We start from the raw sequence: 26,874 nt of genomic DNA on the forward strand, positions 1-26,874 counted from the left end.
GGAGGGTACGGCGGGTCAGCCCAGCGCGGCGAGCGCCTTGAGGGCGAGGTGCTCGTGCGCCCCGGGACCGGGGTGGAAGCCGTCGTCGGCGAAGCCCTCGATCGAGCCCGGCAGGTCGTCGGGTCGGAGCGCGATGCGTCGCACCCGCTCGTGGTCCGCCGCCACGCGGGCGCCGGCGCGGTCGAGCATGCGGGACCGGCCGCCGAGCGCCCAGCCGAGGGTGCCGGTCAGCGCCGGGAACGCCTCCATCGGCGGGATGCCCAGCAGCAGCACCCGCGCGTGCGGGGCGTTGCGCTCGACCTGGGAGAGCAGCGCATCGAGGTCGCGGCTCCAGCGGCGCACGGAGTGCAGGTCCTTGGCGTCGTTGACGCCCACGGACACGAGGACCACCGAGGCGGACGCGAGGTCGTCGGCGTGCTCGACGACCAGCTCGCGCACCCCGACCGCGTCGAGCCCGGAGGTGGCGAAGACCCGCCACTCGACGGGACGGCGGTGTCGCAGGTGAAGGCGGCGGGCGAGCTCGGCCGAGATCGTGCGGCGGGGGTCGGCCACCCCGGTGCCCGCGGCCACCGAGTCGCCGAGCACCACCAGGCGGATCGGCTCGCCCTCCTCGCCGAGACGTCCGGAGGTCACCTGCGACGGCGGGAGCACGGGCGTGCGCCGGCGTACGTCGCGACCCTGCGCTGCCAGCACGGGCAGGAGCGGCAGCAGGACCGGGAGCGGCAGGCGAGGAGGCACGTCCTCATGGTCGCACCGCTCACCCGTCCAGGACGCGCGCCCCGCCCGGGCGACGGCCCGGAACCCGCTCAGAACAAGGCGTCCTGCTCCAGCTCGAGGAGCAGCTGCTTGCGGTGCAGCCCACCGCCGTAGCCGGTGAGGGAGCCCGAGGAGCCGACCACCCGGTGGCACGGCACCACGACCGGGACCGGGTTGCGGCCGTTGGCGGTGCCGACCGCCCGCGCCCCATGGCCGGTGAGGCCGAGGGCGGCAGCCACCTCTCCGTAGGTCGCCGTGGAGCCGTAGGGGATCGCGCGCAGCTGCTCCCACACCCGCAGCTGGAACGGCGTGCCGCTCGGGACCACGGGGAGGTCGAACTCCTCGAGCTCACGCCGGAAGTACGCCGCGAGCTGGGCGGCCGCGTCGCGCAGCAGCGGGTCGCCGTCGGCCTGGTCGTCGAGGACCCGGGTGTCGATGCGCAGCGCCGCGTTGCGGACGCTGGCCGCCTCGCCGACGCCGGTGGGCATCTCGCCGAGGAAGTCGATCGCGGTGAGGGCGGAGCCGTCACCGACCAGGCGCAGCGGGCCGACAGGGGTCTCGATCACGGTCCACATGTCAGTTCTCCTTGGTGGGGTCGAGGATCGTGGCCCACAGGTGGTGCAGGGCGTATGAGCGCCACGGCCGCCAGGACTCGGCGCGGTGGGCGAGCGCTCCGCGGTCGGGCGGGCCACCGGGGAGAGCGGCGGCCGCGCGGACCGCGGCGACGTCGGTGGGCAGGAACCGGTCGGGATCGCCGAGAGCGCGGACCAGGACGTAGTCGGCCGTCCAGGGCCCGATCCCCGGCAGGGCCAGCAGCCGGGCGCGGGTCTCCTCGCGGTCGGCGCTGCGGTCGAGCACGACGTGCCCCTCGGCGAGGGCCTCGGCCAGCGCGACGAGGGCCCGCGCGCGGGCTCGTGGCATCGGGAGCGTGTCGGGGTCGAGCGCCGCCACCGCCGCCGAGGTCGGGAAGGTGCGCTCGACGCCGTCGAGCCTCAGCCCCGCTGGCAGCGGCTCGCCCGCCGTCTCGGCGACCAGCGCGGCGAGCCGGTTGGCGGACGTCAGGGTGACCTGCTGGCCCAGGACGGTGCGGAGCGCGACCTCGTCACCGTCGACCGCACCGGGCACCCGGATGCCGGGACGACGGGCGACCAGCGGGGCGAGGAGCTCGTCGCGCCCGAGCGCGTCGGTGACCACCAGGGGGTCGGCGTCGGCGTCGAGGAAGCGGCGACACCTCTCGACGGCGGCCGCGAGGTCGCGCAGGTCGGTCAGGCGCAGGGTCGCGGGGACGGTCGCCACGGGCACGCCCGGCTCGAGCCGGGCGAGGTCGAGCGTCACGGTCGCAGGACCGTGCGGGAGGCGCAGGGCCCGGACGTAGGTGGTCCCGTCGGCGGCCATCGCCTCCAGCCCCGGGGCGACGTGGCGCTCGGCGAAGACCCGCGCGTAGTCCAGGTCGTACGGCGTGCGGACCGCGAGCTGCAGCGTGATCGCCCCGGTGGCCGGCGGGCCCGCGGGGCGCTGCCGGCCCAGGGCACGCAGCTCGGTCGGCGTGGCGGCGTAGACCTCGCGGATCGTGTCGTTGAACTGCCGCACGCTGGCGAAGCCCGCCGCGAAGGCGACCTCCTGCAGCGGCCATTCGGTGCGCTCGACGAGGGTGCGGGCGTGCTGGGCGCGCTGCGCGCGGGCGAGGGCCAGCGGCCCGGCCCCGAGCTCACGACCCAGCAGCCGGGTCAGGTGGCGGGTGCTGAAGCCCAGGCGCGAGGCCAGCCCCTCCACGCCCTCGCGCTCGACCAGGCCGTCGGCGATCAGGCGCATCGCGCGCCCGGCCACGTCGGCGTCCACGTCCCACTCCGGCGAGCCCGGAGAGGCACCCGGGAGGCAGCGCTTGCACGCCCGGAAGCCCGCTGCCTGCGCCGAGGCAGCCGTGCGGTGGAAGGAGACGTTGGCGGCCTTGGGCGTGCGAGCCGGGCACGAGGGACGGCAGTAGATGCCGGTGGAGTGCACCGCGGTGAAGAAGACCCCGTCGAACCGGCGGTCGCGGCCGGCGACGGCGCGGTAGCAGGTGTCGTGGTCGAGCTCCATGACGACCATCCTGCCTGGGCCGACCGACAGTTCCTAGCGGGAATCGGACGTCGCAGTGGGCGCGGTGTCCCGGGTCGGCCCGGGACACCGACGGGACCCCGATCCGGCACCGCGCAGCGGGAGCGGTGCGCTGACCAGCAGGTACCTCTCCGCGCGCACGGTGCTCATCTCCACGGCCGGCAAGAAGCTCGTGCTGACGATCGGCGCCTCACCCTCGTCCCAGGGAAGTGACGTCACGGTGGGCCTCGCCCAGGGCACCGAGAGCCACGTCTGGAGCTTCCGGGCGCGGGCCTCGGACCTCGGGATCGGCTCGACCGGCGCGGGCACGCTGAAGCTGCCGGACAGCCAGACCGGCACGCGGGGGCGGCTCGACCTGAGGTTCTCCCCCACCGACACCGCCCGCACCCGCTCGTGCGGCGGCAAGGTCGCGAGCAGGACCAGGCCGATGGCGGTCTCCGGCATCGCGTGGTTCAAGTCCGGGGCGAGCCCCTGGGGCAACGTCGGCAGCGCGACCCGGACGACCAGCTCCACCGCGGCGTCCATGGTGGGGATGAGCGGCTCGACCAGCGGCTCGACGGCGAGCATCACGGCGCACCGGTCCCGACCCTCACCCGGAGCGGGTCCTCGGCGACCGTGCTCGCCACGCTGGGCAAGGGCAGCCTGAGGGTGAAGGTCGACGGCGGCTTCGGCAGCACCTACCACTGCCGTGACGGGTCCCTCACCCGGACGGCCACGGACACCAGCTGGTTCGGCTCGGTGACCAACGGCACCACGGCGCTCAGCGTGCCGGCGCAGGTGTTCGGGGCGTTCGCGCTGCCCGACGGGTCCACGGGATCGATCGGCCGCCAGACCTACTGAGGGGCGCGATCCGGTCGGGGAGAGTCGAGCACGACCTCGACCGTCTCGGCCCCCGGTGACGACGCACGAGACAGGTCCGCAGGGCGCTCGAGAGGCTCACCGGCCCGGAGACGTGCGGCGGCCCCACTCGATGGAGAGCTCCACCGCCTCGCGCCACTGCGACAGCTGCTCTCGGCGGTGCTCGGCGGTCATGCTCGAGCGCCATTCCGCGGCCCGGTGCCAGTGCGAGCGGAGGAGCGAGCGGTCGGGCCAGTAGCCGGCGCTCAGGCCGGCGGCGTAGGCGGCGCCCAGCGCGACGCTCTCGGCCATCATGGGCCGTTGCACGGGCACGTCGAGGACGTCTGCCACGGCCTGCATCAGCAGGTTGTTGGAGGTCATCCCGCCGTCGACGGCGAGGAACGACACGGGTACGCCGGCGTCGGCGTTCATCGCGTCCACCACGTCCTTGGTCTGCCAGGCGGTGGCCTCGAGCACCGCGCGGGCGAGATGTCCCTTGGTGACGTAGGAGGTCAGGCCCACGATGACGCCCTGCGCGGCGGGCTCCCAGTAGGGCGCGTAGAGGCCGGCGAAGGCGGGCACCACGTAGCAGCCGCCGTTGTCCTCCACGCTGAGGGCGAGGGTCTCGATCTCCGCCGGGTGGCGGATCAGACCGAGGCTGTTGCGGCACCACTCCACCAGCGCTCCGGCGACTGCCACCGAGCCCTCCAGCGCATAGACCGTCTCCTCGCCCTCGACCGAGGGCGCGACGGTCGTGATCAGGCCGGAGCGCGAGCGCACCAGCTCGGTGCCGGTGTTCATCAGCAGGAAGCTGCCGGTCCCGAAGGTGCACTTGGCCTGCCCCGGCTCGAACGCGGTCTGACCCAGCAAGGACGCCTGCTGGTCGCCGACCAGCGCGCACACCGGAATACCGTCGATCGGGTGCCGGGTGGTGCCGAAGCTGCCCATGCTCGGCCTGATCTCCGGCAGCATCTCCCGGGGGATGTGCATGCAGGCGAGCAGCTCGTCGTCCCAGCGCAGCGTCTCGAGGTCCATCAGCAGGGTGCGGCTGGCGTTGGTCACGTCGGTGACGTGCAGGCCGCCGGTGAGCTTCCAGACCAACCAGGTGTCCATGGTCCCGAACAGCAGCTCACCCCGCTCGGCGCGGTGACGCAGCGCGGGGTCGCTGTCGAGGATCCACCGCAGCTTGGGCCCGGAGAAGTAGCCCGCGAGCGGCAGGCCGGTGCGCCGGGTCAGCTCGGCGGGGTCGAAGTCACTGGTCAGCTCGCTGAGACATGCCGAGGTCCGGGTGTCCTGCCAGCCGATCGCGGGGGCGACGGGCAGTCCGGTCACCCGGTCCCACACCACGGTGGTCTCGCGCTGGTTGGTGATGCCCAGGCCGGCGATCTGGTCCGGCGCGGCGTCGACGTCGGCGAGTGCCTGCGGCACCAGCCGGCACACCAGCTGCCAGATCTCCTCGGCGTCGTGCTCGACCCAGCCCGGCTGCGGGTAGTGCTGCCGGTGCAGCTGCTGAGCGACCGAGACCATCCTGCCCTCGCGGTCGAAGAGCAGGCAGCGGGTCGAGGTGGTGCCCTGGTCGATGGCGGCGACGTACGTCGGCCTCATGGCACGCGCCCGTGCCCGAACTCGCGCGAGATCGATCGCCCTGTCTGCACGACGAGCGTCGCCAGCGCCGTGCGGGGCCGGTGCCGGGCGTCGCACAGCGCGTCGACGGGACCCTTGATCCCCACTGCCGCGATCACCTGCCCGCTGCGGTCGCGCACCGGGGCTGCGAGGCCGGCCTGGTCGGGGTGCCGCTCCTCGACCGCGGCCGCCCAGCCGAGGTCGCGGACGTCGGCCAGCTCGCGCAGCAGCCGGGAACGGTCGGTGACGGTGCGATAGGTGAAGCTCTCCAGCGGGCCGGCGCCCAGGGCGCGCACGGCCCGCGGGTCGTAGGCGAGCAGGACCTTGCCGAGCGCGGTGGCGTGCAGCGGGTGGGTCGAGCCGGTCTGCACCTGTTGCACGCTCGCGTCCGGCCGGAACACGTGGTGGGCGATCAGGACCTCGCCGGAGTCGAACACCGCGACGTGGGCTGCCTGTGCGCTGCGGGCCGCGAGCGCGTCGGTCCAGTTCAGCGCGCGACTGCGCACCTCGTTCAGGTCGACGTTGCGGCTGCCGAGCTCGAGCAGTCCGGCCCCGATCAGGTAGCCACCCGACTCGGGGTCCTGGTCGACGAAGCCGACGTCTCGCAGGGTCTGCACCAGCCCGTGGGTCGTTGCCTTGGCGAGGCCGAGCGCGACGGCGAGCTGGCCCAGGCTGGTCGGCGCATCCTCGACCGCGAGCACCTGGAGGATCGCGGCAGCTCGCTCGACCGACTGGACTCGCGTCGCCATCAGAGCTCCTCACCGCGAGCGTTCGGCGATGCCGAACGCGGATCCTTTCGGCGATGCCGAACAGCCTCCATTGTGGCCCCCATCACAAGAAACCTACTGTCCGAGTCCGTCACCACCCCCGACGAGGAGACAGCGCATGGAACGGCTCACCCGACGCACCCTGTTCGGCGAGATGGTCGCCGAGTTCACCGGGACGATGATTCTGATCCTGTTCGGGGTCGGGGTGGTCGCCCAGGTCGTCACCAGCAAGGGCACGCTCGGCGACCACGACTCGATCGCCTGGGCCTGGGGCCTCGGGGTCACCTTCGGCGTCTACACCGCGGCCCGGATCAGCGGGGCGCACCTCAACCCCGCCGTCACCGTGGCCCTGGCCGCGTTCAGCGACTTCTCCTGGCGCAAGGTGGCGCCGTTCGCGCTGGCCCAGACCCTGGGCGCCTTCGTCGCGGCACTGCTGGTCCGGGTGGTGTACGCCGACGCGATCGCCAGCGTCGACCCGGGCCACACCATCGCCACCCAAGCCATCTTCTCCACCCTGCCCGGCAACGGCGCGATGGACGTGAGCACCGGCACGGCGTTCCTCGACCAGATCGTCGGCACCGCCATCTTGCTGTTCCTCGTCCTCGCCGTCACCGACTCGCGCAACGACGCCCCGGTTGCCTGGATGGCGCCGTTCATCGTCGGCCTGATCGTGGTCGCGATCGGGATGGCCTGGGGCACGAACGCGGGCTACGCCATCAACCCGGCGCGCGACTTCGGTCCCCGCCTCGCGTCCTTCTTCACCGGCTACGGCACCGCGTTCGAGGACCAGCACGGCTCGCTGTACTTCTGGGTGCCCATCATCGCCCCGCTGATCGGGGGCGTGCTCGGCGCCGGGGCCTACAAGCTCGCCATCTCCCGCTTCATGCCCGACGACGACGAGCCCGGGGAGGTCGGCGAGATCCCGACCACCGAGCCGCACGTCTACCGCGCCCCTGCCGCTTCCCCGCGCAGCTGAACCCGACCACGACCGAGAGGAACCACCATGGCTGACTACGTCGGCGCCATCGACCAGGGCACCACCAGCACCCGCTTCATGATCTTCGACCACGGCGGCAACGAGATCGCCCGCCACCAGCTCGAGCACGAGCAGATCATGCCGAAGCCGGGCTGGGTCGAGCACAGCCCCTTCGAGATCTGGGAGCGCACCAGCTCGGCGATCAAGACCACCCTGGCCCGGGCAGGCATGCAGGGCTCGGACCTCGCCGCCCTCGGCATCACCAACCAGCGCGAGACGACGGTGGTCTGGAACAAGAAGACCGGCCGGCCCTACTACAACGCGATCGTCTGGCAGGACACCCGCACCGACCGGATCGCGACGGCACTGGAGCGCGAGGGGCACGGCGACGTGATCCGCCGCAAGGCCGGCCTGCCGCCCGCGACGTACTTCTCCGGCGGCAAGATCCAGTGGATCCTCGAGAACGTCGAGGGGGTCCGCGAGGCCGCCGAGGCGGGCGAGGCGATCTTCGGCAACACCGACTGCTGGCTGCTGTGGAACCTCACCGGAGGCACGCGCGGCGGCGTCCACGTCACCGACGTGACGAACGCGAGCCGGACGATGCTGATGGACCTGGAGACGCTCGACTGGGACGACGAGCTGCTGGCGATGTTCGACATCCCGCGCCAGATGCTTCCCGAGATCCGTCCCTCCTCGGACCCGGAGTTCTACGGCCACACCCTCGAGGACGGGCCGCTGGGCGCCGCGGTCCCGCTCTCGGCCAGCCTGGGTGACCAGCAGGCCGCCATGGTGGGCCAGGTCTGCCTGGCCCCCGGCGAGGCCAAGAACACCTACGGCACCGGCAACTTCCTGCTGCTCAACACCGGCACCGAGCTGGTCCGCTCCAAGAACGGCCTGCTGAGCACGGTCTGCTACCAGTTCGGCGACCAGCCACCGATCTACGCCCTCGAGGGCTCGATCGCGGTCACCGGCTCCGCCGTCCAGTGGCTGCGCGACCAGCTCGGCCTCATCTCCGGTGCCTCCCAGAGCGAGACGCTCGCACGGGAGGTCGAGGACAACGGCGGGGTCTACTTCGTCCCGGCGTTCTCGGGCCTGTTCGCGCCGTACTGGCGCTCCGACGCACGCGGCGCGATCGTCGGGCTGTCCCGGTTCAACACCAACGCCCACATCGCCCGCGCCACCCTGGAGGCGATCTGCTACCAGAGCCGCGACGTGGCCGACGCGATGGAGAAGGACTCCGGGGTCGAGCTGGAGGTCCTCAAGGTCGACGGCGGGGTCACCGCGAACAACCTGTGCATGCAGATCCAGGCCGACGTGCTCGGTGTCCCGGTCAGCCGACCGGTGGTCGCCGAGACCACCGCCCTCGGTGCGGCCTACGCCGCCGGCCTCGCGGTCGGGTTCTGGAAGGACCCCGAGGAGCTGCGCAAGAACTGGAACGAGGACACGCGGTGGGAGCCGCAGTGGTCCGACGAGCAGCGCCAGGACGGCTACCGCGGCTGGCAGAAGGCGGTCCAGCGGACCCTCGACTGGGTGGACGTCGAATGAGCGCGCCGGCTCCCGCACCCGGGCTCCCCCTCGACCCGGACCGCAACCTGGCCCTCGAGCTGGTGCGCGCCACCGAGGCCGCCGCGATGGCCGCCGCCCGACAGGTCGGGCACGGCGACAAGACCGGGGTCGACCAGGCCGCGGTGGACGCCATGCGGCCGGTCCTCGGATCGGTCGGCATGCGCGGCGTCGTGGTGATCGGCGAGGGCGAGAAGGACGAGGCTCCGATGCTCTACAACGGCGAGCACGTGGGCAACGGTTCCGACCCGGAGGTGGACATCGCGGTCGACCCGGTCGACGGCACCACCGCCGCGGCGAAGGGCCTGCCCGACGCGGTCGCGGTCGTCGGGCTGGCCGAGCGAGGCACCATGTTCGACCCCGGTCCGTGCGTCTACATGGACAAGCTCGTGGTGCCGGCGGCGGCCGCGGCCGCGGTCGACCCGACCGCACCGGTCGCCGAGCTGCTCGACACCGTCGCCCGGGCGCTGGGCAGCAGGCGCGAGGAGATGACCGTCGCGGTTCTCGACCGCCCGCGTCACCAGGCGCTCGTGGAGGAGATCCGGGCGGCCGGCGCGGCGGTGCGCTTCCTGCTCGACGGCGACGTCGCCGGGGCCATCGCCGTGGGTCGCGGATCCGGCGTCGACGTGCTGATGGGCATCGGCGGCACTCCGGAGGCGGTCCTGGCGGCGTGCGCACTCCGGTGCAACGGCGCCGCGATGTTCGGGCGGCTGCACCCGCGCGACGACGCCGAACGCCGAGCGGCGCTCGAGTTCGGCCACGACCTCGACCGGATCCTGACCACCGAGGACCTGGTGCGCGGCGACGACGTGTTTTTCGCGGCCACCGGCGTCACCGACGGCACCCTGCTGCGCGGTGTCCGGTTCGAGCCGGAGACGGTCGTCACCCACTCCCTCTCCATGCGGTCCCGCTCGGGCGCGGTGCGTGTGATCGAGACCAGGCACGACCGGGCCCAGTCCAACCTCATCGACGCGCACGAGCACACCATCCACCGCGGACCGAAGACCCCCGATCGAAAGGCTTCCTGACGTGAACTCGCAACCCCTGAGTCCGGCCGCCCGCAACGCCGCGCTCGCCCGGCTCTCCTCCGAGGAGCTCGACGTGCTGGTCATCGGCGGGGGCGTGGTCGGGGCCGGCGCCGCCCTCGACGCGGTCACCCGCGGGCTGAAGGTCGGCCTCGTCGAGGCCCGCGACTACGCCTCCGGCACGTCGAGCCGGTCCAGCAAGCTGTTCCACGGCGGGCTGCGCTACCTCGAGCAGCTCAACTTCGGGTTGGTCTTCGAGGCGCTGCGCGAGCGCGCGCTCGTCCTCAACACGCTCTGCCCGCACCTCGCTCGGCCGGTGCCGTTCATCTACCCTCTGGAGAAGCCGATCGACCGCGGGTACGTCGGGCTCGGGGTCGGCGTGTACGACGTGATGGGCGCCGGTCGCGGCGTGCCGTCCCACATGAAGCACCTGAGCCGCAAGAAGACGATGGAGTCGTTCCCGTCCGGGAAGCTGTCGACGATCCGGGGAGCGGTCCGGTTCTACGAGGGCCAGGTCGACGACGCCCGACACACCATGATGCTGGCCCGCACCGCCGCGGAGTACGGCGCGCTGTGCGCCAACAGCACGCGGGTCACCGGCTTTCTGCGCGAGGCCGACCGGGTGGTCGGCGTGGTGGCGAAGGACCTCGAGTCGGGCGCCGAGATCCGGATCCGGGCCCGCGAGGTGATCAACGCCGCCGGCGTGTGGACCGACGAGATCCAGCGGATGGTCGGCGGGCGCGGCCAGTTCCAGGTGCGGGCGTCCAAGGGCATCCACATCGTCGTCCCGCGCAACCGGATCAACTCCGCCACCGGGATCATCACCCGGACCGAGAAGAGCCTGCTGTTCATCATCCCGTGGGGCAGCCACTGGATCATCGGCACCACCGACACCGACTGGAACCTCGACCTGGCGCACCCCGCGGCGAGCAGCACCGACATCGACTACGTGCTCGACCACGCCAACCGGCTGCTGGCTGACCCGATCACCCGCGAGGACGTCGTCGGGGTCTATGCCGGTCTGCGGCCGCTGCTGGCCGGCGAGTCCGACTCGACCAGCAAGCTCTCGCGCGAGCATGCCGTCTCCAGCCCGGTCCGCGGCCTGACCATGATCGCCGGCGGCAAGTACACGACCTACCGGGTGATGGCCAAGGACGCCGTGGACTCCGCAGTGCACGGGCTGGAGCAGGTCGTGCCCGCCTCGTGCACCGAGCGGGTCCTGCTCGCCGGCGCCGACGGCTACCGCGGCGACTGGAACGCCCGCCACCTGATCGCCGAGCGGAGCGGGCTGCACGTCTCCAAGATCGAGCACCTGCTCGGCCGCTACGGCAGCCTCGTCTCGGAGCTGCTCGACCTGGTTGCCGAACGGCCCGAGCTCGGTGAGCCGCTGGCCAGCGCACCGGAGTACCTGCGCGTGGAGGCGTACTACGCCGCCAGCCACGAGGGCGCCCTGCACCTGGAGGACGTGCTCACCCGTCGGACCCGGATCTCGATCGAGGTGCCCGACCGCGGCGAGGCCGCCGCCGCGGAGGTCGCCGAGCTGATCGCCCCGGTCCTCGGCTGGGGCGAGGACCACGTCGCGCGCGAGATCGAGCACTACCGGGCCAGGATCAAGGCCGAGCGGGACTCGCAGACCAAGCCCGACGACGACACCGCCGACGCAGCACGCCTCGGCGCCCCCGACGTCAGGGTCGGTGCACGCGGCACGGACTGACGCACGACCCGGCTGGCTCGCCACCCACCGTGCCAGAGGAACACGAGAGCGGCCCCACCCAGCGTTCTGCTGGGAAGGGCCGCTCTCGGATGAGTACCCCCGACCGGATTCGAACCGGCGCTACCGCCTTGAGAGGGCGGCGTGCTAGGCCGCTACACAACGGGGGCGTGAAGCGGTCGAAACTCTAGCGGAGGCTAGGGAAGCGACCAAATCGCTGGGGTACTAGGACTCGAACCTAGACTAACTGGACCAGAACCAGTCGGGCTGCCAATTACCCCATACCCCATGGGATCGAGCTCCTTGCGAAGCCCGGACGAGAATACACGGCGGCGACTCCCCCACCAAAGCGGGGTCAGGCCCCCACGGTGGCCTGCGCGACCTGGGGAGCCGGAGGCCTCGTGCGGTCGTCGAGCCCCATCCTCCGCGCCACCAGCAGCACCAGCACGACGTAGACCGCGGACTGCGTGAGGGTCACCGGGATGTTCCACCAGGAGATCTCCGAGACGTTGAGCATGTCGCTCACGTCGCCCAGCAGGATCGCACCGCCGAAGGCCAGCAGGTTGTTGAGCACGTGCAGCGCGATGCCCGCCTCGAGGCCGCCGGTGCGGATCACCAGCCACGCGGCGATGAGGCCGAACATGAAGCGGTCGAAGAACAGCGGCGGGTTCTGGAGGCCGTGGGCCATCGCGAAGAGGACGGCCGAGCCGAGCACCGCGACCCAGGCCCGCTTGCTGAGGGCACCGACGGCCTGCAGCAGGTAGCCACGGAAGACGTACTCCTCGCCGGCCGCCTGCAGCGGGGTCGTGAGGAGCACCACGACGATCAGCGCGATCGTCTTGCCGGTGATCGGGTTGAGGTCGCCGCCCATGCCCGTGTCGCCGGCCGGGACCACCGCGCCCACAACGACCTGGGCGACCAGGGCCAGCACGCTCAGGCCCAGGCAGGCGAAGAAGAACTTCCACCGGATGCGCGGCCGGACCGAGGCCAGCCACCGCGGCCGCAGCTGGTGCAGGACGCGGATGAGCATCCAGGTCCACAGCACCATCGCGCCGAGCACGAGGTTGAGCCACAGCAGCCCCGAGACCGTGACCTCCTTGAGCCCCAGCGCCGCGGTGACCGCGTCGCCGTACTGCTGGGCGTCGGTGGCGCCGGACTCGATCGCGGTGCCGACCAGCAGCACCGGGATCATCACCACCGGCACCACGACGAGCATGCCGGCGAGCAGGAGCAGCAGGCCGACCACCGGGCGCCACCACGCGTAGGTCCACGTGCGCAGCATGAGGTGGTAGGGCATCGGCTCGGCGTGCTGGAACGTCGGGCGCTGCTCCGGCGGCCGGGTGTAGCGGTGCCAGTCCCCAGGCGGGCCGGCGTACGGCGGCACGGGGCCGAGCGCCCCGGGCGGCGTCGCGTAGGGGTCCTGGGAGTACGGCGGCCGGGCGTCGGGGCCGGGCGGCTGGGTCATGGGGTCATCATGACGGGGCGAGCCGGGCCAGGGAGGTCTCTCGGCCCAGGAGCTCGAGGCTCTCGAACAGCGGCGGCGAGACCCGGCGCCCGGTGACCGCGACCCGCACGGCGCCGAAGGCGTTGCGCGGCTTGAGGCCGAGGTCCTCGATCAGCGCCTGACGCAGCGCCTCGTCGATCGACGCCGTGTCCCAGGTGCCCAGCGCCGCGAGGGCGTCGTGGGCGGCCTTGACGACCTGGCGTCCGTCGTCGGTCTCGAGCAGCTTGGCGGCGTCGGCGGGGTCGCGGGTGAAGGAGTCGCCGGCGAAGAGGAAGCCGAGCATGCCGACCGACTCGTCGAGGGTCACCATGCGCTCCTGCACCAGCGGGGTGGCGGCGGCCAGCAGGGTCTCCTGCTCGGCGGTGGGCGGGTCGCTGACCAGCCCGGCGGACGCGAGGTGCGGGACCATCCGCCGCGCGACCTCGTCGGCCGGCAGCGCCCGCAGGTGCGTGGCGTTGATCGCCTCGGCCTTCTTGAGGTCGAAGCGCGCGGGGTTGGGGTTGACCCGGCTGATCTCGAACGCCTCGACCATCTCCTCCATCGAGAAGATGTCGCGGTCCTCCGCGATCGCCCAGCCGAGCAGGGCGAGGTAGTTGAGCAGCCCCTCGGGCAGGAACCCGCGGTCGCGGTAGCCGAGCAGGTTGGACTCGGGGTCGCGCTTGGAGAGCTTCTTGTTGCCCTGGCCCATGACGTAGGGCAGGTGGCCGAACTGCGGGGTCCGGCCGTCGCCGACGCCGATCTCGGAGAGCGCGTCGTACAACGCGATCTGGCGCGGGGTCGAGGAGAGCAGGTCCTCGCCGCGCAGCACGTGGGTGATGCGCATGAGCGCGTCGTCGACCGGGTTGACCAGCGTGTAGAGCGGGTGGCCGTTGGCGCGCACGAGCACGAAGTCGGGCACGTGCGCAGGCCCGAACGAGATCTCACCGCGCACCAGGTCGTGGAAGGTGATCTCGCGGTCGGGCATGCGGAAGCGCAGCACCGGCTCGCGGCCCTCCGCGACGTAGGCCGCGACCTGCTCCTCGGTGAGCTCGCGGCAGTGGCCGTCGTAGCCCGGGGCGCGCTTCTCCTCGCGGGCCTTGGCGTTGCGCGCCTCGAGCTCCTCGGTGGAGCAGTAGCAGTGGTAGGCGCGGCCGGCCTCGTGCAGACGCCGCGCGACGTCGGCGTAGGTCTCGTAGCGCTCGGACTGGCGATAGGGGCCGTGCTCGCCGCCGACCTCCGGACCCTCGTCCCAGTCGAAGCCGAGCCAGCGCATCACCTCGAGGATCGTGTCGTAGGACTCCTGGGAGTCGCGCGCGGCGTCGGTGTCCTCGATGCGGAAGACGAAGGTGCCGCCGTGGTGGCGGGCGAACGCCCAGTTGAACAAGGCGGTGCGCGCCATGCCGACGTGGGGCGAGCCCGTCGGCGACGGGCAGAAGCGCACGCGGACGGTGGGATCACGGTGGAGCTCAGTCACGGGAGACGACCTTGTTGGTGAGGGTGCCGATGCCGGAGACGACGACGTCGACCTCGTCGCCCACCTCCATGGGTCCGACGCCGTCGGGGGTGCCGGTGAGGATCACGTCGCCGGGCAGCAGCGTCATCACGCTGGTGACGTGGGCGACCAGCGTCGGGACGTCGAAGACCAGGTCGCGGGTGGTGCCGTCCTGCTTGAGGTCGCCGTTGAGGTAGGTCTGCACGCGCAGGTCGGAGGGGTCGAGGTCGGTCTCGATCCACGGGCCGAGCGGGCAGAACGAGTCGAAGCCCTTGGCGCGGGTGAACTGGACGTCCTTGCGCTGCAGGTCGCGCGCGGTCACGTCGTTGGCGACGGTGTAGCCCATGATCACGTCGGAGGCCCGCTCGGCCGGCACGTCGCGGCAGATGCGCGAGATGACGACCGCGAGCTCGCCCTCGTAGTGGACCTCCTGCGACTGGCGGGGGTAGAACACCGGGTCGCCGGGGCCCACGACCGAGGTGTTGGGCTTGAGGAACATCAGCGGCTCCTCGGGCACCTCACCGCCCATCTCGGCCGCGTGGGCGGCGTAGTTCTTGCCGATCGCCACGACCTTGCTGCGCGGGATGACCGGCGCGAGCAGCCGCACGTCGGCGAGCCGCAGCTGCTGGTCGGTGGGCTCGTAGCCCACGTAGAGGGGGTCGCCCTTGAAGACGGTCACGACGGCGTCGGGGTCGAGCTCGCCGTGCTCGTCGAGGTCGCCCGACACGACGCCGTACAACGGCTCGTCGGCAGTGGTGAACCTTGCGATGCGCACCCCGCGAGCCTACCGAGCGCGCGAGTGCCGGAGCCCGCCTACCCTGGCGCCTGTGGATGTGCCGACGGTTCTCGAGCGGGCGGAGTGGGAGTCCCTCGCCGCCGCCCACCACGCGCGCGTCGACGCGTGGGTCGACCCGCACCTCGCCCGACGGCGCGCCGGGGTCAAGCACCCGGTCGAGGACTTCCTGTTCGGCTACTACTCCTTCCGGCCGGCGGCGCTGCGCCGCTGGCACCCGGGGTACGGCGTCGGGCTGGTCGGCCTGGACGCCCCCGAGCGCGGCTACGAGACGGTCGACGGCGTGACCCGGGTGGCCGCGTCGGTCCTCGAGGACCGCGAGCCGCTGCTGCGCGAGGTCCGTGCGCTGCTCGCCGCGACCGCGGCCCGCGCCCCGCACTTCGGCTGCTTCGGCCTGCACGAGTGGGCGATGGTCCACCGCCTCGACCAGGAGGAGGTCCGGCACGCCGCGTGGCCCCTGCGGCTCGGGACCGCCGGCACCGACGAGGTGGTCGAGTCGCACCGCATCGCCTGCTCGCACTTCGACGCGTTCCGGTTCTTCACCCCGAGCGCGCGCCCGCTCAACACGTTGCGGCCCGGCCGCGACGACCGGCCGTCGTACGAGCAGCCGGCGTGCCTGCACGCCGGGATGGACCTCTACAAGCACGCCTTCCGGCTCGTGCCGCTCGTGCCGTCGTCCTTGGTGGCGGACTGCTTCGAGCTCGCGCGGGACATCCGCACCCTCGACATGCGCGCGTCGCCGTACGACCTGAGCGCGCTCGGCCACTCCCCCGTGCGCATCGAGACCCCCGAGGGCAAGCAGGAGTACGTCGCGGCGCAGCGCGGCTTCGCGGAGCGGGGAGCTCCCCTGCGCGCGCGGCTGCTCGAGGAGTGCGACCGGCTGCTGGGCTGACCGAAGCCCCGTGGCGGCCCGCTCCGCGGCCCTCGAGTCGGCGCCGTCACCGACGGACGGGCGCGCTTCCAGGTCGTCACGCCCACGCTCGTCCGGCTGGAGTACGCCGCGGACCGGCGCTTCGAGGACCGGCCGACCCTGACGCTGGGCACACGGTCCCCGGGCGGGCTGGGGCCCTTCCGCGCTTCACCACCTCGGTCGACGGCGCCTGGCGCGTCGTCCGCACCAGCCGGGTCGAGCTGCGCTGGCGCCGCGGCCACGGGTTCTCCGCGGACAACCTCGTGCTCCGGTTCCGCGACAGGTCGGCCACCCGCCGCGTGCGGCCCACGCCCGGCGCGCGCCACGTCCCGCTCAACCCCGGCATCCTCACCCGCGAGGGGTGGTACGTCCTCGCCGACACCGCCACCGCCCTCCTGGTCGACCAGGGGGCCGGCTTCCGCGTGAGGCCGCCGCACGACGGCGCCTACCGCGACTGGTACGCCTTCGGCGACGGGCACGACCTTCAGCGGGCCCTGGGAGACCTGCGTGCGCTCACCGGGCGCGCGCCGCTGCTGCCGCGCCACGCATTCGGCGTGTGGTTCTCGAAGTACTTCGCCTTCATCGTCCCGAGCCGGTCCGGAGCGACGGTGCGCGTGCGCTGAGGCGCCGGCTCAGCTGTCGACGCGGAAGCGCGGGACTCCCCCCACGCACTCGGCCCGGACCTCGACCGAGTCGGCGGTCTCGCTCTCGGACTCGGCCTCCCGGTCGGAGCGGGCGAGGTGGAACTCCACCTTGACGCGGGACGGTCCGCGCTCGTCGACCTGCATCCGCCACCCGTCGCCGGGCCAGGCGGAGGCCAGGCCGATGGTGGAGCCGGTGCAGCGGGCCGCGACCGAGCCGGCCCGTCCGGACCACGTGCGCTCCTGCGGCCGCGGGGCGGGTGCCGGCGGCGTGGCCTTGGTGGCTGGACGGGTCGAGGGCCGGGGCGCGGGAGCGGTGGTGACCGGCGACGCAGGCGTGGTGACGTCGGGCTGCTCGGTGGCGACGGCGGAGGGCACCGGGACGGCGGGCGTGGTGCGCGTCCGCGAGGGCGTGCGGGTCGGGCGGGTCGGGCGGCTCGGGCGGCTCGGGCGCGGTCGCGCGGTCGGCGTCGCGCGAGGGGCCGAGGTCTCGGGCGTCACGGTCCGCAGGGCTCCGCCGGTGGCCGCCGGGTCGGCCGCGCGCCGGGTGGTGACGTCGCGGCCGGCGGCGTCGATGACCGCCCACGTCGCGCCGGAGACGACGACGACGACCGCGAGCCACAGCCCCACGGCCAGCAGCACCGATCGCCTGCCCATCCCGGCTCCTCCCCTGGTCCTCGCGGTGCGTCCGGGGACGCGAGGACCATCCTCACCGTACGGTCGTGCCATGACCAGCGTCCTGGTCGTCGAGGACGACGACGCGATCCGCACCGGCGTGGTGCGGGGTCTGCAGCAGCGCGGCATGGCGGTGGCCAGCGTCCCCGCCGGTCTCCCCGCCCTGGAGCTGGTCGTCAAGGACAAACCCGACGTGGTGCTCCTCGACCTCGGCCTGCCCGACGTCGACGGCCTGCAGGTGCTGGCGATGATCCGCGCGGTCTCGCAGGTGCCGGTGATCGTCGTCACCGCCCAGGACGACGACCGGACGGTCGTCGCGGCGCTCGACGCCGGGGCCGACGACTACGTGGTCAAGCCGTTCGGCCTCGACCAGGTCGCGGCGAGGGTGCGGGCGATCCTGCGCCGGGGCGGCTCCAACCGCACGGTCGAGCCCTACGTCGTCGGCGACCTCGTCGTCGACCCGCGCACTCGCACCGCCACCCTGGCCGGCAAGCCGCTCGAGCTGGCCCGCAAGGAGTTCGAGCTGCTGCTCGCGCTGGCCGGCCGCCGCGGCGACGTCGTCACCCGCAAGGAGCTCCTGGTCGAGGTCTGGCAGATGCCCTACGGCGGTGGCGACCGCACGGTCGACGTGCACCTGTCCTGGCTGCGCCGCAAGCTGGGCGAGACCGCGGCCGAGCCGCGCTACCTGCGCACGGTGCGCGGGGTCGGCGTACGCCTGGTGGAGCCCGGGGCGGACTGATGCGCCGGCGCATCTCCTGGCTGGTCGCGGCGACCACATCAGCGGTCGTCCTCGCGTTCGTGATCCCGCTGTGCCTGCTGGTGCGTTCGATGGCCGCCGACCGGGCGCTCGCCACCGGCAACGACGAGGCCCGCTCGGCCGCGATCGTGGTCTCCGGCCTGCACGACTCGCCGCAGCTCTCGCGCTCCATCGAGCAGGTGGACGCGCGCTCCCCCGCCCGCACCACGGTCGTCGCCCCCGACGGCACGACGTACGGCGACCCGGGCGAGGGCCTGCTGCTCGACGACGACGTCCAACGCGCCCGCGACGGCGAGGCCTTCACCGACGTCGACGACCGCGGTGGGGAGGTCGTGATCCCGGTCGACACCGAGGACGGCGTATTTGTCGTGGTGACAACCGTGGCCCCCGAGCTGATGCGAGCAGGGGTCTATCGCGCCTGGGCGAGCATCGCCGCACTGGGCTTCGCCCTGCTCGTCGCCGCGCTCCTCGTGGCGGACCGCCTCGGCCGACGGGTCAGCGAGCCGCTCACCCTGCTCGCCGGCGTCGCCGAGCGTCTGGGCGACGGTGACCTCGACGCCCGGGCCGAGCTCCACGGCCCACCGGAGACCGTCGAGCTGGCGGACACGATGAACCGCATGGCCGACCGCATCGAGGAGCTGCTGATCGCCGAGCGGGCGACGGTCGGCGACCTGTCGCACCGGCTCCGCACGCCGGTGACCGCGCTCCGCCTCGACGCCGAGTCGCTGACCGACGCCGACGTGGGCGAGCGCCTCGGGCGGCACATCGAGCAGCTGCAGACGACCATCGACACGATCGTGCAGGACGCCCGGCGTCCGCTGCGCCACACGATGAGCGCGGAGTGCGACGCCCGCGCGGTCGTGGCCGAGCGCACGGCGTACTGGTCGGCCCTGGCCGAGGACCAGGGCCGCGAGGTCCGTCTCGCCCTGCCCGACGGTCCGGTGCACTGCGCGGTCGACGCCCAGGACCTCACCGACGTGGTGGACGTGCTGGTCGACAACGTCTTCGCCCACACCTCGGAGGGGGCGGGGTTCTCGGTCACGCTCGAGGTGGAGGACGGCCAGGTCGTCCTCGAGGTCGCCGACGACGGCCCGCCGCTCGTCGTCGGGCTGGACCAGCCCCGTCCCGGCACCAGCGGGCTCGGGCTGCAGATCGTGCGCCGCACGGCGGCGCGCGCCGACGGCCACTTCTCCTGGCAGCACGACGGCAGCGGCACCGTCGCCCGGGTGACGCTCGCCCGCGTGGACGTCTGAGCCGGCGGCCGGACGCACAGCAGGGCGGCGGTCACCGGCGTGGGACCCGGTGGACCACCGCCCGCTGCTCGTGGGTGCGGGCTCAGTCGTCGTCGGGCTCGTCCGGCTCGTCACCGTGCTCCGGGTCCTCGCCGGCCCCGTCCTGGTGCTCGACCTCGTCGGCGTGGTCGTCGTCGCCGTGCTGCGCGGCGGTGGCGTGCTCGGCTCCGCCGTGGTCCTCGCCCTGCTCGTGACGTGGGCCGTCGTCGCCGGCCTCGTGGGTCGCGGGGGCGCTCGCAGTGCGGGTGACCGGGCGCGGTGCGGGGGCGGCAGCCGGCGCCGCCGCAGCGGGGGCGGCGGGCGGCGCGACGTCGATGACGACCGTGCGCTCGACGAGCCGCACGCACGTGCGGTGCCGCAGGTCGAAGCCGCGCGGGCAGTCGCGCAGGCGCACCTTGGTCACGGGCGTCGGCGGCGTCGGGGTGGCGCGCGCGGTCGTGGTCGCGTCGGCCACCTGGACGGTCTCGGAGTGCCGCGGCGGTGCGGCGAGGTGCTGGTAGCCGACGGCGGCTCCCGCCAGCCCGGCCACGCCGGCGACGACGCCGGCGGTGATCGTCGAGAGTCTCATGCGACCACGGTGGGGCCTGGCGCGTCATGACTTCCTCGACGGGACCTCAAGTCTTCCTCAAGCCGCTTCCCCGCCCCGGCTCCCGGGGCGACCGTGGAGGTCGAGAGGAGCCCACCCATGTACGACGCACGACGCCGCGACCTGTTCCGGGCCGCCGTCACCGTGGCCACGGGGCTGGTCACCGCAGGCTCGGCCTGCGCCGTGGGGGTCACCGCCGGGCTGGCCGCGCGTGCCTCGGCGCCGGAGCAGGGCGGCCAGTCCGGGCAGGCCGACCAGCAGCCCCCGGCTGCCGGGGCGGCCCCGGCCGCCCGGCCCGTCGCGCGACCGGCGGTGCGGCCGGTCGTCCGGTGGCGCGACCGGCCCCGCAAGGTGGTCGTCCGCACGCGGACCGTCTACCGCACCCTGCCGACCACGCTGGCCGGCGGGTCGGTGTCGTCCGGGGCCCCGTCCTCGTCCTCGTCCTCGTCCTCGTCCGGGTCGTCGGGGGCCTACGTGCCGCCCACCACCCACGTCTCGGGCTCGAGCGGCTCCGGCGGGCACGGGTCGTCCGGGTCCCGGCCGGCACCCGCCCCGCCGCCACCTCCGCCGCCACCACCACCGGCCCCGTCGTCGGGGTCGTGAGCGACGTGAGCGCACTGCCGACCCGCGCGACGCCGTACGCCCGGTGGACGCTGTGGGGCACCTACGCCTTCCTCGCCGTCGACCCCCCCGAACTCCTGGCCCGGGCGGGGGCGATCGCCGACGACCTGCTCGCCGGCGTCGAGCAGGAGCTCAGCCGCTTCCGTCCCGACTCCGACCTGTCCCGGGCCAATGCCCGCGCGGGGTCGTGGTCACCGGCCGGACCGCTCCTGGTCGGTGCGACCCGTGCGGCGCTCGCGGCCGCTGCCCTGACCGAGGGGCTCGTGGACCCGTGCCTGGGCCGGACCCTCGTCTCGCTGGGGTACGACGACGACCTCGCGGCCGTGCGTCGACGGACCGCGTGGGGACCCGCCCCCGCCGGGGACCGGGCCGGCGCGTGGCGCGAGCTCGAGGTGCACGACGACGCGGTCCGCGTGCCGGCTGGGGCCGCCCTGGACCTCGGGGCGACCGGCAAGGCCTGGGCCGCCGACGTCGTGGCGAGCACCGTGGCGTCGGCCCTCGGGTGCACGGCCGTGGTGTCGCTCGGCGGCGACGTCAGCGTGCAGGGGCAGGACGCGCCCTGGCCGGTGCGCGTGAGCGAGACCCCCGACGGGTCCGGACCGGTGGTCTGGGTGGAGGGCGGCCTGGCCACCTCCTCCACGCTGGTGCGCCGGTGGCGGGGACGCTCGGGCTCGGTGGTGCACCACGTGGTCGACCCGCGCACGGGCCTGCCCGCCGAGGAGGTGCACCGCACGGTGACCTGCGGCGGACCCGACGCCCTGAGCGCCAACGCGGCGAGCACCGCCGCGCTCGTGCTCGGCGCCGACGCGCCGGCGTGGCTGGAGGAGCACGGGGTCACCGCCCGGCTGGTCGACGCGGACGGTGGCGTCACGACGGTGGGAGCGTGGCCGTGACCGACGGGCCGTTCCTCTGGTACCTCAACCGCGGCTCCGGCCTGGTCCTCCTCGCGCTCCTCACGTCCTCCGCCCTGATGGGCATGTGGGCCACCCGCGGCGACGCCGGCACCCGCGTGCCCCGCTTCGCGATCCAGGCCCTGCACCGCAACCTCGCCCTGCTCGGAGTGGTGATGACCGTCGTGCACGTCGCGTCGGCGGTCACCGACGAGTACGTCGACATCCGGTGGTGGCAGTCGGTCCTGCCCTGGCACCTGGCCTACCGGCCGCTCTGGCTGGCGCTCGGGGTCGTCGCGCTCGACCTCCTCCTCGCCGCGGTCCTCACCAGCCTGGTGCGCGAGCACCTCCCGCGCCGCGCATGGCTGGTCGTGCACCTCGGGGTCTACCTCGTCCTGGCGCTGGCCTTCGCGCACGGGCTCGGCATCGGCACCGACACCGGCGAGGGCTGGGCACGCTGGACCTACGTCGTCTGCGGGGTCGCCCTGGTGGCTGCCGGGGTGGCGCGGGTCGTCGACGCGCGCCGCCGGTCCCGCCTCACCCCGCGAGAGCTCGAGGTGGTGACCCGATGACGTCGGTGGTCACCCTGGGCCGAGGTCCCTTGCTCCTGGCGGGATCCGGTCCCGAGCTCGGCGAGCACCGCCGCCGTTGGGGACCCCTGGCCCGGTTCTCCGCGACCGAGCTGGTCGCGCGGTGCCGCGCGCTCGACCTGCGCGGTCGCGGCGGGGCGGGGTTCCCCCTGGCCGACAAGCTGGGCGCCGTCGCTCGTGGGCGTGGCCGACCGGTCGTGGTGGTCAACCTCTCCGAGGGCGAGCCCGCCAGCCACAAGGACGTCACGCTCGCCCGCACCTCGCCGCACCTCCTGCTCGACGGCGCGGTCGCCACGGCCCGGGCGGTCGGCGCGCGTCAGGTCCACCTCGTCACGGGTCCGCAGGGTGTCGCGGAGCTCGAGCAGGCCGTCGGGCAGCGGGAGGAGCGGCTGCGCTTCACCTTCCACCGCGCGGCCGACCTCTTCGTCGCCGGGCAGTCCGCCGCGGTGCTCGAGCTGGTCGCCGGCCGGCCCAACCTGCCGGTCACCACGTGGCAGCCGTCGGCCCACTCGGGCCTGCGAGGACGGCCGACGCTGCTGTCCAACGCCGAGACCTTCGCGGTCGCCGGGGTCCTCGCCACCGCCGGCCCCGAGGCCGTGCTGCGGCACGGCACGCCGCTGGAGCCGGGCACGACCCTGCTCAGCCTCGACGGCGACGGGCCACCCGCGACCCGGCAGGTGGTCGAGGTGGCGCACGGGACGCGCTGGGGCGCCGTACTCCCCCCGTCGCGGCTGGACGCCCCCGTCCTCCTCGGCGGCTACCACGGCACGTGGGCGCCGGCCGGCGCCCTGCACGACCTGCCCGTCTCGCGCCGCGCGCTCGCCGGGGCCGGGCTCACCCTGGGCGCCGGCGTGGTCCTGCCGAGCGACGGCCGCTGTGCCGTGCGGCGCACCGCGGAGCTGCTCGACTACCTCGCCTCCCAGTCCGCGCGCCGCTCCGGCCCGTGCCTCAACGGCCTTCCTGCACTGGCGTCCGCGTTCCGCGAGGTGGTCGACGGACGTCCCCGTCTGGACGAGGTACGCCGGCTCGCCGGCCGGGTGGACGGGCGCGGCGCGTGTGCCCACCCGGACGGCACGGCCCGGCTGGTGCGCAGCCTGCTCGTCGCCTGTCCCGACGCCGTGGACGGCCACGTGGAGGGGCGGTGCTGCCGATGAGGACGTTGAAGGTGGACTGGCCCGCCTGCCGGGCTCGGGGGCTGTGCTTCGAGGTGCTGCCCGAGGTCGTGCGGCTCGACGACTGGGGCTACCCCGTGGTGGAGGGCCCCGTCACCGACGACCTGCTCGGGAGCGCGCGCGAGGCGGTGCGGATGTGCCCGCAGCTCGCCCTGCGGCTGGTCAAGGGCTGACCTGCGGGCAGCGCCGGTCGGCGGGAAGCGCGGCCAGGGCGGCGTCCGCCACCGTCCGCAGCCGGTGCTGGACCCGCGCGGGGACTCCGGTCCGCACGGCGGGGAGGTCGGCGAGCGGCTGGTGCAGCAGCGCACCCGCCAGCACCGCACTCGCCAGCAAGGCGCCGGCCGGTGAGGAGTGGTTGCCGTCCGGTGCGAGCAGCTCCAGGTGCAGGGGCGCCGCGCGGTCGAAGGCCTCCGGCACCGGCGGGAGGCACGCGGGCCCGGCGGCGGCGATGTGCCCGTAGGTGTCGAGGATCAGCCGTGTCTCGTCGACGTCGCGCCGGGCCCACTCGGCGAAGAGCACCACGTGCGCGCCCTGCCGCCGAGCCCGCCGCGCGAGCGACTCGGCTCCGTCGGTGGGATAGCGGGTCCGGCCGCTGAGGCTGTAGTCCTGGGCCTGGAGCACCACGTAGTCCCACGGCCGCGAGGCCAGGAGCGCGAGCGTCGGACGGTGGGTCGCCCGCTCCTGCAGGTGCTGGATCGTCGGCTCGCGGACCGCCACGACCCTGACCCCGGGGCGGGCCGCCCGCAGCAGCGCGGCCACCGTCCCGGGCACGTCGTGGTGCGCGGTGTGGCTGTTGCCGAGGAACAGCAGCCGGACCACCCCGTCGGCGGCGGGGTCGGGCACCGGCGACGGCCGGTCCGGGGCCGCCGGCGGGCCGCTGCACGCCGCCAGCACCACCGCTCCGACGAGCACGGGCCACCGCATCCCCCCAGTCTCTAGCCTGGGCGCATGAGCGGCGACATCACCGACGTCCCCGGGGTCCGGGTCGGCCACTGGAGCGACGTGACCGCCCGCACCGGCTGCACGGTGGTGCGGCTGCCCGACGAGGGCGCCGTCACCTCGGTCGACGTGCGCGGCGCGGCGCCCGGGACCCGCGAGACCGACGTGCTCGCCCCGGACAACCAGGTCCAGGTGGCCCACGCGATCCTGCTGACCGGCGGGTCGGCGTTCGGGCTGGCGGCTGCCGACGGGGTGATGACGGCACTCGAGGCGCAGGGGGTCGGCGTGCCCACCCCGGTCGGCGTGGTGCCGATCGTGCCGGCGGCGGTGCTCTACGACCTGGCCGCCGGCCGGGCCGACGTACGCCCCGGGGCCGCGGAGGGGCTGGCCGCGCTGGAGGCCGCGACGGCCGGGCAGCCCTGCGGGGCCGGGATCGTCGGCGCCGGGACCGGCGCGACCGTGGGCAAGCTGTTCGGCGACCCGGTGCCGGGCGGCCTGGGGACCGCGTCCGTGGCCCTGCCGGGTGGCGGGGTCGTGGGAGCGGTCGTCGCGGTCAACGCCGTCGGTGACGTGGTGGACCGGGACGGCGCGCTGCTCGCCGGGGCGGGCACGGTCGAGCGGCTGCTGTTGGAGGTGCCGCCCGCGCCGCCGGTCGGCAGCGCGACGACGATCGCCGTCGTGGCCACCGACCTCGCGCTCACCAAGACCCAGGCCCACCGGCTCGCGGTCGTCGCCCACGACGGGCTCGCGCAGGCGATCAGACCCGTCCACACGGCGTACGACGGCGACACGGTCTTCGCGACCAGCACCGGCCTGGTGACCCCCGCCGACCCGTCGCTGCTGACCCTCCAGACCGCGGCGGTCGTGGCCGTGGCGGCCGCGGTGCGGCGGGCCGTCCAGCCCCACTGAGGGGCCGGGTCAGGCGCCGAGCGGGGTCTCCCCGTGCCGGCGCAGGCCGAACACCATCGAGTCCAGCAGGGCCTCCCACGACGCCTCGATCACGTTGGCCCCCACCCCGACGGTGACCCACGAGGAGACGCCGTCGGAGGTCTCGATGAGCACGCGGGTGATCGCGTCCGTGCCGTGTCCCTGGTCGAGGATGCGGACCTTGTAGTCGATCAGCTCGAACTTCTGTACCTCGGGGTAGGCCCGCCCGATCGCCTGCCGCAGCGCGTGGTCGAGGGCGTTGACCGGGCCGTTGCCCTCCCCGACGGTGACGATGCGGTCGCCTCCCGCGCGCAGCTTGACCGTCGCCTCCGACGTCGCCTCGCTCGACGGGCGGGAGTCGGTGATCACGCGCCAGGTCTCGATGTCGAAGTACGCCGGCCGGCCGCCCTCGACCTCCTCGACCAGCAGGAGCTCGAAGGAGGCGTCGGCGGCCTCGAAGGTGTAGCCCCGCGACTCCATCGCCTTGACCCGGTCGGTGACGCGGGTGACCAGCGCCTTGTCGCCGCTGAGGTCGAAGCCCAGCTCGGCGCCCTTGAGCTCGATCGACGCGCGACCCGCCATGTCGGAGACCAGCAGCCTCATGTCGTTGCCGACGTCCATCGGGTCCATGTGCTGGTAGAGGTTGGGGTCGACCTTGATCGCCGAGGCGTGCAGACCGGCCTTGTGCGCGAAGGCGCTCACGCCGACGTACGGCTGGCGCGCGGAGGGCGGCACGTTGGTCACCTCGGCGACCGCGTGCGCCACGCGCGTGGCCTCGCGCAGGCTGCCGGACGGCAGGACCGGTCGGGCGAGCTTGAGCTCGAGGTTGGCCACCACGCTGACCAGGTCGGCGTTGCCGGTGCGCTCGCCGTAGCCGTTGAGGGTGCCCTGCACGTGGCTGGCGCCGGCCTTGACCGCCGCGAGTGAGTTGGCGACCGCGCAGCCGGTGTCGTTGTGGCAGTGGATGCCGACCCGCGCACCGGTCGACTCGAGCACGTCGAGGACGACGTCGGAGACCCAGTCGGGCAGCATGCCGCCGTTGGTGTCGCAGAGTGCGACCACCTCGGCGCCGGCCTCGGCGGCGGTCCGGAGGACCTCGAGGGCGTAGTCGCGGTTGTCGCGGTAGCCGTCGAAGAAGTGCTCCGCGTCGAGGAACACCCGCTGCCCCTCGGTGGTGAGGTGCGAGACGGTGTCGCGCACCATCGCGAGGTTCTCCTCCAGCGTGGTGCGCAGCGCCAGCTCGACGTGGCGGTCGTGGGACTTGGCGACCAGGGTGACCACCGTGGCCCCGGAGTCGCGGAGCGCGGCGACCAGTGGGTCGTCCGCCGCGCGTACGCCGGCCCGCCGCGTCGCGCCGAACGCCGCGAGCTGGGCGTTGCGCAGGTCCAGCTCCTCCCGGGCTCGGCGGAAGAACTCGGTGTCCTTCGGGTTGGCGCCCGGCCAGCCACCCTCGATGAAGCCGACGCCGAGCTCGTCGATGGCGCGCGCGATGTGCAGCTTGTCCAGCACCGAGAGGTTGAGCCCCTCCTGCTGGGCGCCGTCGCGCAGCGTGGTGTCGTAGACGTGGAAGGCCTCGCGGTCGAGGGTGTGCCCGGTCTGGGTGTCCATCTGTGCCTCGGTTCAGGATCGGAATTCTGGTGACTGCAACAAAAAGACCTCCCGTGGGGACGAGAGGTCAGCGCGCCGGGATGTGGCTCCGGCGCGCTAGCTGATAATCACCTGCGCTGACACGTCCCCCAGTCTGCCAGATG

General features: G+C 73.8%; 28 protein-coding genes and 2 tRNA genes. 16 read left to right on the forward strand and 14 right to left on the reverse strand.

Annotation, left to right across the window (positions count from 1 at the left end; translation table 11 throughout):
* Positions 1 to 15 precede the first annotated feature (15 nt).
* From J2S63_RS05290 to J2S63_RS05300, 3 genes are all read right to left on the reverse strand, one after another.
* Positions 16 to 738, reverse strand: coding sequence for an SGNH/GDSL hydrolase family protein (locus J2S63_RS05290; RefSeq protein ID WP_310299521.1), 723 nt, complete (start codon positions 736 to 738; stop codon positions 16 to 18).
* A 68-nt stretch (positions 739 to 806) separates the two neighbouring features.
* Positions 807 to 1,331 (reverse strand): methylated-DNA--[protein]-cysteine S-methyltransferase, encoded by a 525-nt coding sequence (locus J2S63_RS05295; protein ID WP_310299523.1) that lies wholly within the window; start codon positions 1,329 to 1,331, stop codon positions 807 to 809.
* Position 1,332: 1 nt separating this feature from the next.
* Entirely contained in the window at positions 1,333 to 2,835 is a 1,503-nt protein-coding gene (locus J2S63_RS05300) for an Ada metal-binding domain-containing protein (protein ID WP_310299525.1), read from the reverse strand.
* 160 nt (positions 2,836 to 2,995) lie between these two features.
* On the opposite strand from J2S63_RS05300, the gene J2S63_RS05305 reads away from it, so the two are divergent.
* Both J2S63_RS05305 and J2S63_RS05310 read left to right on the forward strand, forming a co-directional pair.
* Positions 2,996 to 3,499 (forward strand): hypothetical protein, encoded by a 504-nt coding sequence (locus tag J2S63_RS05305; protein WP_310299527.1) that lies wholly within the window; start codon positions 2,996 to 2,998, stop codon positions 3,497 to 3,499.
* On the forward strand, positions 3,469 to 3,693 hold the full coding sequence (locus tag J2S63_RS05310) for a hypothetical protein (RefSeq protein WP_310299528.1): 225 nt from the start codon (positions 3,469 to 3,471) through the stop codon (positions 3,691 to 3,693). The genes J2S63_RS05305 and J2S63_RS05310 overlap by 31 nt, the downstream gene beginning before the upstream one ends.
* Before the next feature lie 96 nt (positions 3,694 to 3,789).
* Here J2S63_RS05310 and glpK (J2S63_RS05315) read toward each other — a convergent pair whose 3' ends face one another.
* Both glpK (J2S63_RS05315) and J2S63_RS05320 read right to left on the reverse strand, forming a co-directional pair.
* Positions 3,790 to 5,295: a glycerol kinase GlpK gene (gene glpK, locus J2S63_RS05315; protein WP_310299531.1), complete on the reverse strand. Its 1,506-nt coding sequence runs from the start codon at positions 5,293 to 5,295 to the stop codon at positions 3,790 to 3,792.
* A complete protein-coding gene (locus tag J2S63_RS05320; protein ID WP_310299533.1) occupies positions 5,292 to 6,062 on the reverse strand; it encodes an IclR family transcriptional regulator in 771 nt (256 codons plus the stop codon). Before J2S63_RS05320 ends, glpK (J2S63_RS05315) begins: the two co-directional genes overlap by 4 nt.
* 136 nt (positions 6,063 to 6,198) lie before the next feature.
* Here J2S63_RS05320 and J2S63_RS05325 point away from each other — a divergent pair, with 136 nt between their 5' ends.
* The 4 genes from J2S63_RS05325 to J2S63_RS05340 are packed head-to-tail and all read left to right on the forward strand — an operon-like array spanning position 6,199 to position 11,358.
* Positions 6,199 to 7,056: an MIP/aquaporin family protein gene (locus tag J2S63_RS05325; protein WP_310299536.1), complete on the forward strand. Its 858-nt coding sequence runs from the start codon at positions 6,199 to 6,201 to the stop codon at positions 7,054 to 7,056.
* A 27-nt stretch (positions 7,057 to 7,083) separates the two neighbouring features.
* On the forward strand, positions 7,084 to 8,601 hold the full coding sequence (glpK, locus tag J2S63_RS05330) for a glycerol kinase GlpK (protein WP_310299538.1): 1,518 nt from the start codon (positions 7,084 to 7,086) through the stop codon (positions 8,599 to 8,601).
* On the forward strand, positions 8,598 to 9,647 hold the full coding sequence (glpX, locus tag J2S63_RS05335) for a class II fructose-bisphosphatase (protein WP_310299540.1): 1,050 nt from the start codon (positions 8,598 to 8,600) through the stop codon (positions 9,645 to 9,647). Before glpK (J2S63_RS05330) ends, glpX begins: the two co-directional genes overlap by 4 nt.
* Before the next feature lies 1 nt (position 9,648).
* A complete protein-coding gene (locus tag J2S63_RS05340) occupies positions 9,649 to 11,358 on the forward strand; it encodes a glycerol-3-phosphate dehydrogenase/oxidase (RefSeq protein ID WP_310299542.1) in 1,710 nt (569 codons plus the stop codon).
* Between the two features lie 94 nt (positions 11,359 to 11,452).
* Here J2S63_RS05340 and J2S63_RS05345 read toward each other — a convergent pair.
* The 5 genes from J2S63_RS05345 to J2S63_RS05365 all read right to left on the reverse strand — a co-directional run bounded on the left by J2S63_RS05345 (position 11,453) and on the right by J2S63_RS05365 (position 15,105).
* Positions 11,453 to 11,525, reverse strand: a tRNA-Glu gene (locus J2S63_RS05345).
* Positions 11,526 to 11,572: 47 nt separating this feature from the next.
* Positions 11,573 to 11,644, reverse strand: a tRNA-Gln gene (locus tag J2S63_RS05350).
* Between the two features lie 66 nt (positions 11,645 to 11,710).
* Positions 11,711 to 12,820 (reverse strand): CPBP family intramembrane glutamic endopeptidase, encoded by a 1,110-nt coding sequence (locus tag J2S63_RS05355; protein WP_310299544.1) that lies wholly within the window; start codon positions 12,818 to 12,820, stop codon positions 11,711 to 11,713.
* 7 nt (positions 12,821 to 12,827) lie between these two features.
* Positions 12,828 to 14,312 (reverse strand): glutamate--tRNA ligase, encoded by a 1,485-nt coding sequence (gltX, locus tag J2S63_RS05360; RefSeq protein ID WP_310299547.1) that lies wholly within the window; start codon positions 14,310 to 14,312, stop codon positions 12,828 to 12,830.
* Positions 14,305 to 15,105 carry a fumarylacetoacetate hydrolase family protein gene (locus J2S63_RS05365; RefSeq protein ID WP_310299549.1) on the reverse strand — a complete coding sequence of 267 codons (801 nt, stop codon included), beginning with the start codon at positions 15,103 to 15,105 and terminating at the stop codon, positions 14,305 to 14,307. Before J2S63_RS05365 ends, gltX begins: the two co-directional genes overlap by 8 nt.
* Positions 15,106 to 15,157: 52 nt before the next feature.
* Between J2S63_RS05365 and J2S63_RS05370 the strand changes: the two genes are divergently transcribed.
* Positions 15,158 to 16,015 carry a 3-methyladenine DNA glycosylase gene (locus tag J2S63_RS05370; protein ID WP_310299551.1) on the forward strand — a complete coding sequence of 286 codons (858 nt, stop codon included), beginning with the start codon at positions 15,158 to 15,160 and terminating at the stop codon, positions 16,013 to 16,015.
* Positions 16,016 to 16,296: 281 nt separating this feature from the next.
* Complete coding sequence (locus J2S63_RS05375; protein WP_310299553.1) at positions 16,297 to 16,656, forward strand: hypothetical protein; 360 nt, start codon at positions 16,297 to 16,299, stop codon at positions 16,654 to 16,656.
* Positions 16,657 to 16,665: 9 nt separating this feature from the next.
* Here the strand turns inward: J2S63_RS05375 and J2S63_RS05380 are convergent, their stop codons facing one another.
* Complete coding sequence (locus tag J2S63_RS05380; protein ID WP_310299556.1) at positions 16,666 to 17,331, reverse strand: hypothetical protein; 666 nt, start codon at positions 17,329 to 17,331, stop codon at positions 16,666 to 16,668.
* 70 nt (positions 17,332 to 17,401) lie between these two features.
* On the opposite strand from J2S63_RS05380, the gene J2S63_RS05385 reads away from it, so the two are divergent.
* Complete coding sequence (locus J2S63_RS05385; protein ID WP_310299558.1) at positions 17,402 to 18,088, forward strand: response regulator transcription factor; 687 nt, start codon at positions 17,402 to 17,404, stop codon at positions 18,086 to 18,088.
* Complete coding sequence (locus J2S63_RS05390; protein ID WP_310299561.1) at positions 18,088 to 19,359, forward strand: HAMP domain-containing protein; 1,272 nt, start codon at positions 18,088 to 18,090, stop codon at positions 19,357 to 19,359. Before J2S63_RS05385 ends, J2S63_RS05390 begins: the two co-directional genes overlap by 1 nt.
* Positions 19,360 to 19,441: 82 nt before the next feature.
* Here J2S63_RS05390 and J2S63_RS05395 read toward each other — a convergent pair whose 3' ends face one another.
* Positions 19,442 to 19,966 (reverse strand): hypothetical protein, encoded by a 525-nt coding sequence (locus J2S63_RS05395; RefSeq protein ID WP_310299564.1) that lies wholly within the window; start codon positions 19,964 to 19,966, stop codon positions 19,442 to 19,444.
* A gap of 117 nt (positions 19,967 to 20,083) precedes the next feature.
* Here J2S63_RS05395 and J2S63_RS05400 point away from each other — a divergent pair, with 117 nt between their 5' ends.
* Genes J2S63_RS05400 through J2S63_RS05420 form a run of 5 tightly spaced genes read left to right on the forward strand, consistent with a single transcriptional unit; the run spans position 20,084 to position 23,430 of the window.
* A complete protein-coding gene (locus J2S63_RS05400) occupies positions 20,084 to 20,587 on the forward strand; it encodes a hypothetical protein (RefSeq protein WP_310299566.1) in 504 nt (167 codons plus the stop codon).
* On the forward strand, positions 20,584 to 21,498 hold the full coding sequence (locus J2S63_RS05405; protein ID WP_310299568.1) for an FAD:protein FMN transferase: 915 nt from the start codon (positions 20,584 to 20,586) through the stop codon (positions 21,496 to 21,498). Before J2S63_RS05400 ends, J2S63_RS05405 begins: the two co-directional genes overlap by 4 nt.
* Complete coding sequence (locus J2S63_RS05410) at positions 21,489 to 22,067, forward strand: ferric reductase-like transmembrane domain-containing protein (protein WP_310299570.1); 579 nt, start codon at positions 21,489 to 21,491, stop codon at positions 22,065 to 22,067. Before J2S63_RS05405 ends, J2S63_RS05410 begins: the two co-directional genes overlap by 10 nt.
* On the forward strand, positions 22,064 to 23,239 hold the full coding sequence (locus J2S63_RS05415) for an NADH-ubiquinone oxidoreductase-F iron-sulfur binding region domain-containing protein (RefSeq protein ID WP_310299572.1): 1,176 nt from the start codon (positions 22,064 to 22,066) through the stop codon (positions 23,237 to 23,239). The genes J2S63_RS05410 and J2S63_RS05415 overlap by 4 nt, the downstream gene beginning before the upstream one ends.
* Positions 23,236 to 23,430 (forward strand): ferredoxin, encoded by a 195-nt coding sequence (locus J2S63_RS05420; protein ID WP_310299576.1) that lies wholly within the window; start codon positions 23,236 to 23,238, stop codon positions 23,428 to 23,430. Before J2S63_RS05415 ends, J2S63_RS05420 begins: the two co-directional genes overlap by 4 nt.
* Here the strand turns inward: J2S63_RS05420 and J2S63_RS05425 are convergent.
* Positions 23,420 to 24,181 (reverse strand): SGNH/GDSL hydrolase family protein, encoded by a 762-nt coding sequence (locus J2S63_RS05425; protein ID WP_310299579.1) that lies wholly within the window; start codon positions 24,179 to 24,181, stop codon positions 23,420 to 23,422. The two genes, J2S63_RS05420 and J2S63_RS05425, sit on opposite strands and share 11 nt — an antisense overlap.
* A 24-nt stretch (positions 24,182 to 24,205) precedes the next feature.
* Here J2S63_RS05425 and J2S63_RS05430 point away from each other — a divergent pair, with 24 nt between their 5' ends.
* Positions 24,206 to 25,105, forward strand: a complete 900-nt coding sequence (locus J2S63_RS05430) for a P1 family peptidase (protein WP_310299582.1) — start codon at positions 24,206 to 24,208, stop codon at positions 25,103 to 25,105.
* Between the two features lie 9 nt (positions 25,106 to 25,114).
* On the opposite strand, the gene cimA is transcribed toward J2S63_RS05430, so the two are convergent.
* Positions 25,115 to 26,731: a citramalate synthase gene (gene cimA, locus J2S63_RS05435; protein ID WP_310299584.1), complete on the reverse strand. Its 1,617-nt coding sequence runs from the start codon at positions 26,729 to 26,731 to the stop codon at positions 25,115 to 25,117.
* Between the last annotated feature and the right edge of the window lie 143 nt (positions 26,732 to 26,874).

The sequence above is a fragment of the Nocardioides marmoribigeumensis genome, assembly GCF_031458325.1.
Taxonomy (GTDB): Bacteria; Actinomycetota; Actinomycetes; order Propionibacteriales; family Nocardioidaceae; genus Marmoricola_A; species Marmoricola_A marmoribigeumensis.

Coding starts and splice junctions, on each gene's coding strand:
- J2S63_RS05430 (WP_310299582.1), top strand. CDS start 24,206: ATGAGCGGCGACATCACCGACGTCCCCGGGGTCCGGGTCGGCCACTGG.
- glpK (WP_310299538.1), top strand. CDS start 7,084: ATGGCTGACTACGTCGGCGCCATCGACCAGGGCACCACCAGCACCCGC.
- J2S63_RS05395 (WP_310299564.1), bottom strand. CDS start 19,966: ATGAGACTCTCGACGATCACCGCCGGCGTCGTCGCCGGCGTGGCCGGG.
- J2S63_RS05320 (WP_310299533.1), bottom strand. CDS start 6,062: ATGGCGACGCGAGTCCAGTCGGTCGAGCGAGCTGCCGCGATCCTCCAG.
- J2S63_RS05325 (WP_310299536.1), top strand. CDS start 6,199: ATGGAACGGCTCACCCGACGCACCCTGTTCGGCGAGATGGTCGCCGAG.
- cimA (WP_310299584.1), bottom strand. CDS start 26,731: ATGGACACCCAGACCGGGCACACCCTCGACCGCGAGGCCTTCCACGTC.
- J2S63_RS05295 (WP_310299523.1), bottom strand. CDS start 1,331: ATGTGGACCGTGATCGAGACCCCTGTCGGCCCGCTGCGCCTGGTCGGT.
- glpX (WP_310299540.1), top strand. CDS start 8,598: ATGAGCGCGCCGGCTCCCGCACCCGGGCTCCCCCTCGACCCGGACCGC.
- J2S63_RS05355 (WP_310299544.1), bottom strand. CDS start 12,820: ATGACCCAGCCGCCCGGCCCCGACGCCCGGCCGCCGTACTCCCAGGAC.
- J2S63_RS05385 (WP_310299558.1), top strand. CDS start 17,402: ATGACCAGCGTCCTGGTCGTCGAGGACGACGACGCGATCCGCACCGGC.
- J2S63_RS05300 (WP_310299525.1), bottom strand. CDS start 2,835: ATGGAGCTCGACCACGACACCTGCTACCGCGCCGTCGCCGGCCGCGAC.
- J2S63_RS05425 (WP_310299579.1), bottom strand. CDS start 24,181: ATGCGGTGGCCCGTGCTCGTCGGAGCGGTGGTGCTGGCGGCGTGCAGC.
- J2S63_RS05390 (WP_310299561.1), top strand. CDS start 18,088: ATGCGCCGGCGCATCTCCTGGCTGGTCGCGGCGACCACATCAGCGGTC.
- J2S63_RS05400 (WP_310299566.1), top strand. CDS start 20,084: ATGTACGACGCACGACGCCGCGACCTGTTCCGGGCCGCCGTCACCGTG.
- J2S63_RS05415 (WP_310299572.1), top strand. CDS start 22,064: ATGACGTCGGTGGTCACCCTGGGCCGAGGTCCCTTGCTCCTGGCGGGA.
- J2S63_RS05420 (WP_310299576.1), top strand. CDS start 23,236: ATGAGGACGTTGAAGGTGGACTGGCCCGCCTGCCGGGCTCGGGGGCTG.
- J2S63_RS05380 (WP_310299556.1), bottom strand. CDS start 17,331: ATGGGCAGGCGATCGGTGCTGCTGGCCGTGGGGCTGTGGCTCGCGGTC.
- glpK (WP_310299531.1), bottom strand. CDS start 5,295: ATGAGGCCGACGTACGTCGCCGCCATCGACCAGGGCACCACCTCGACC.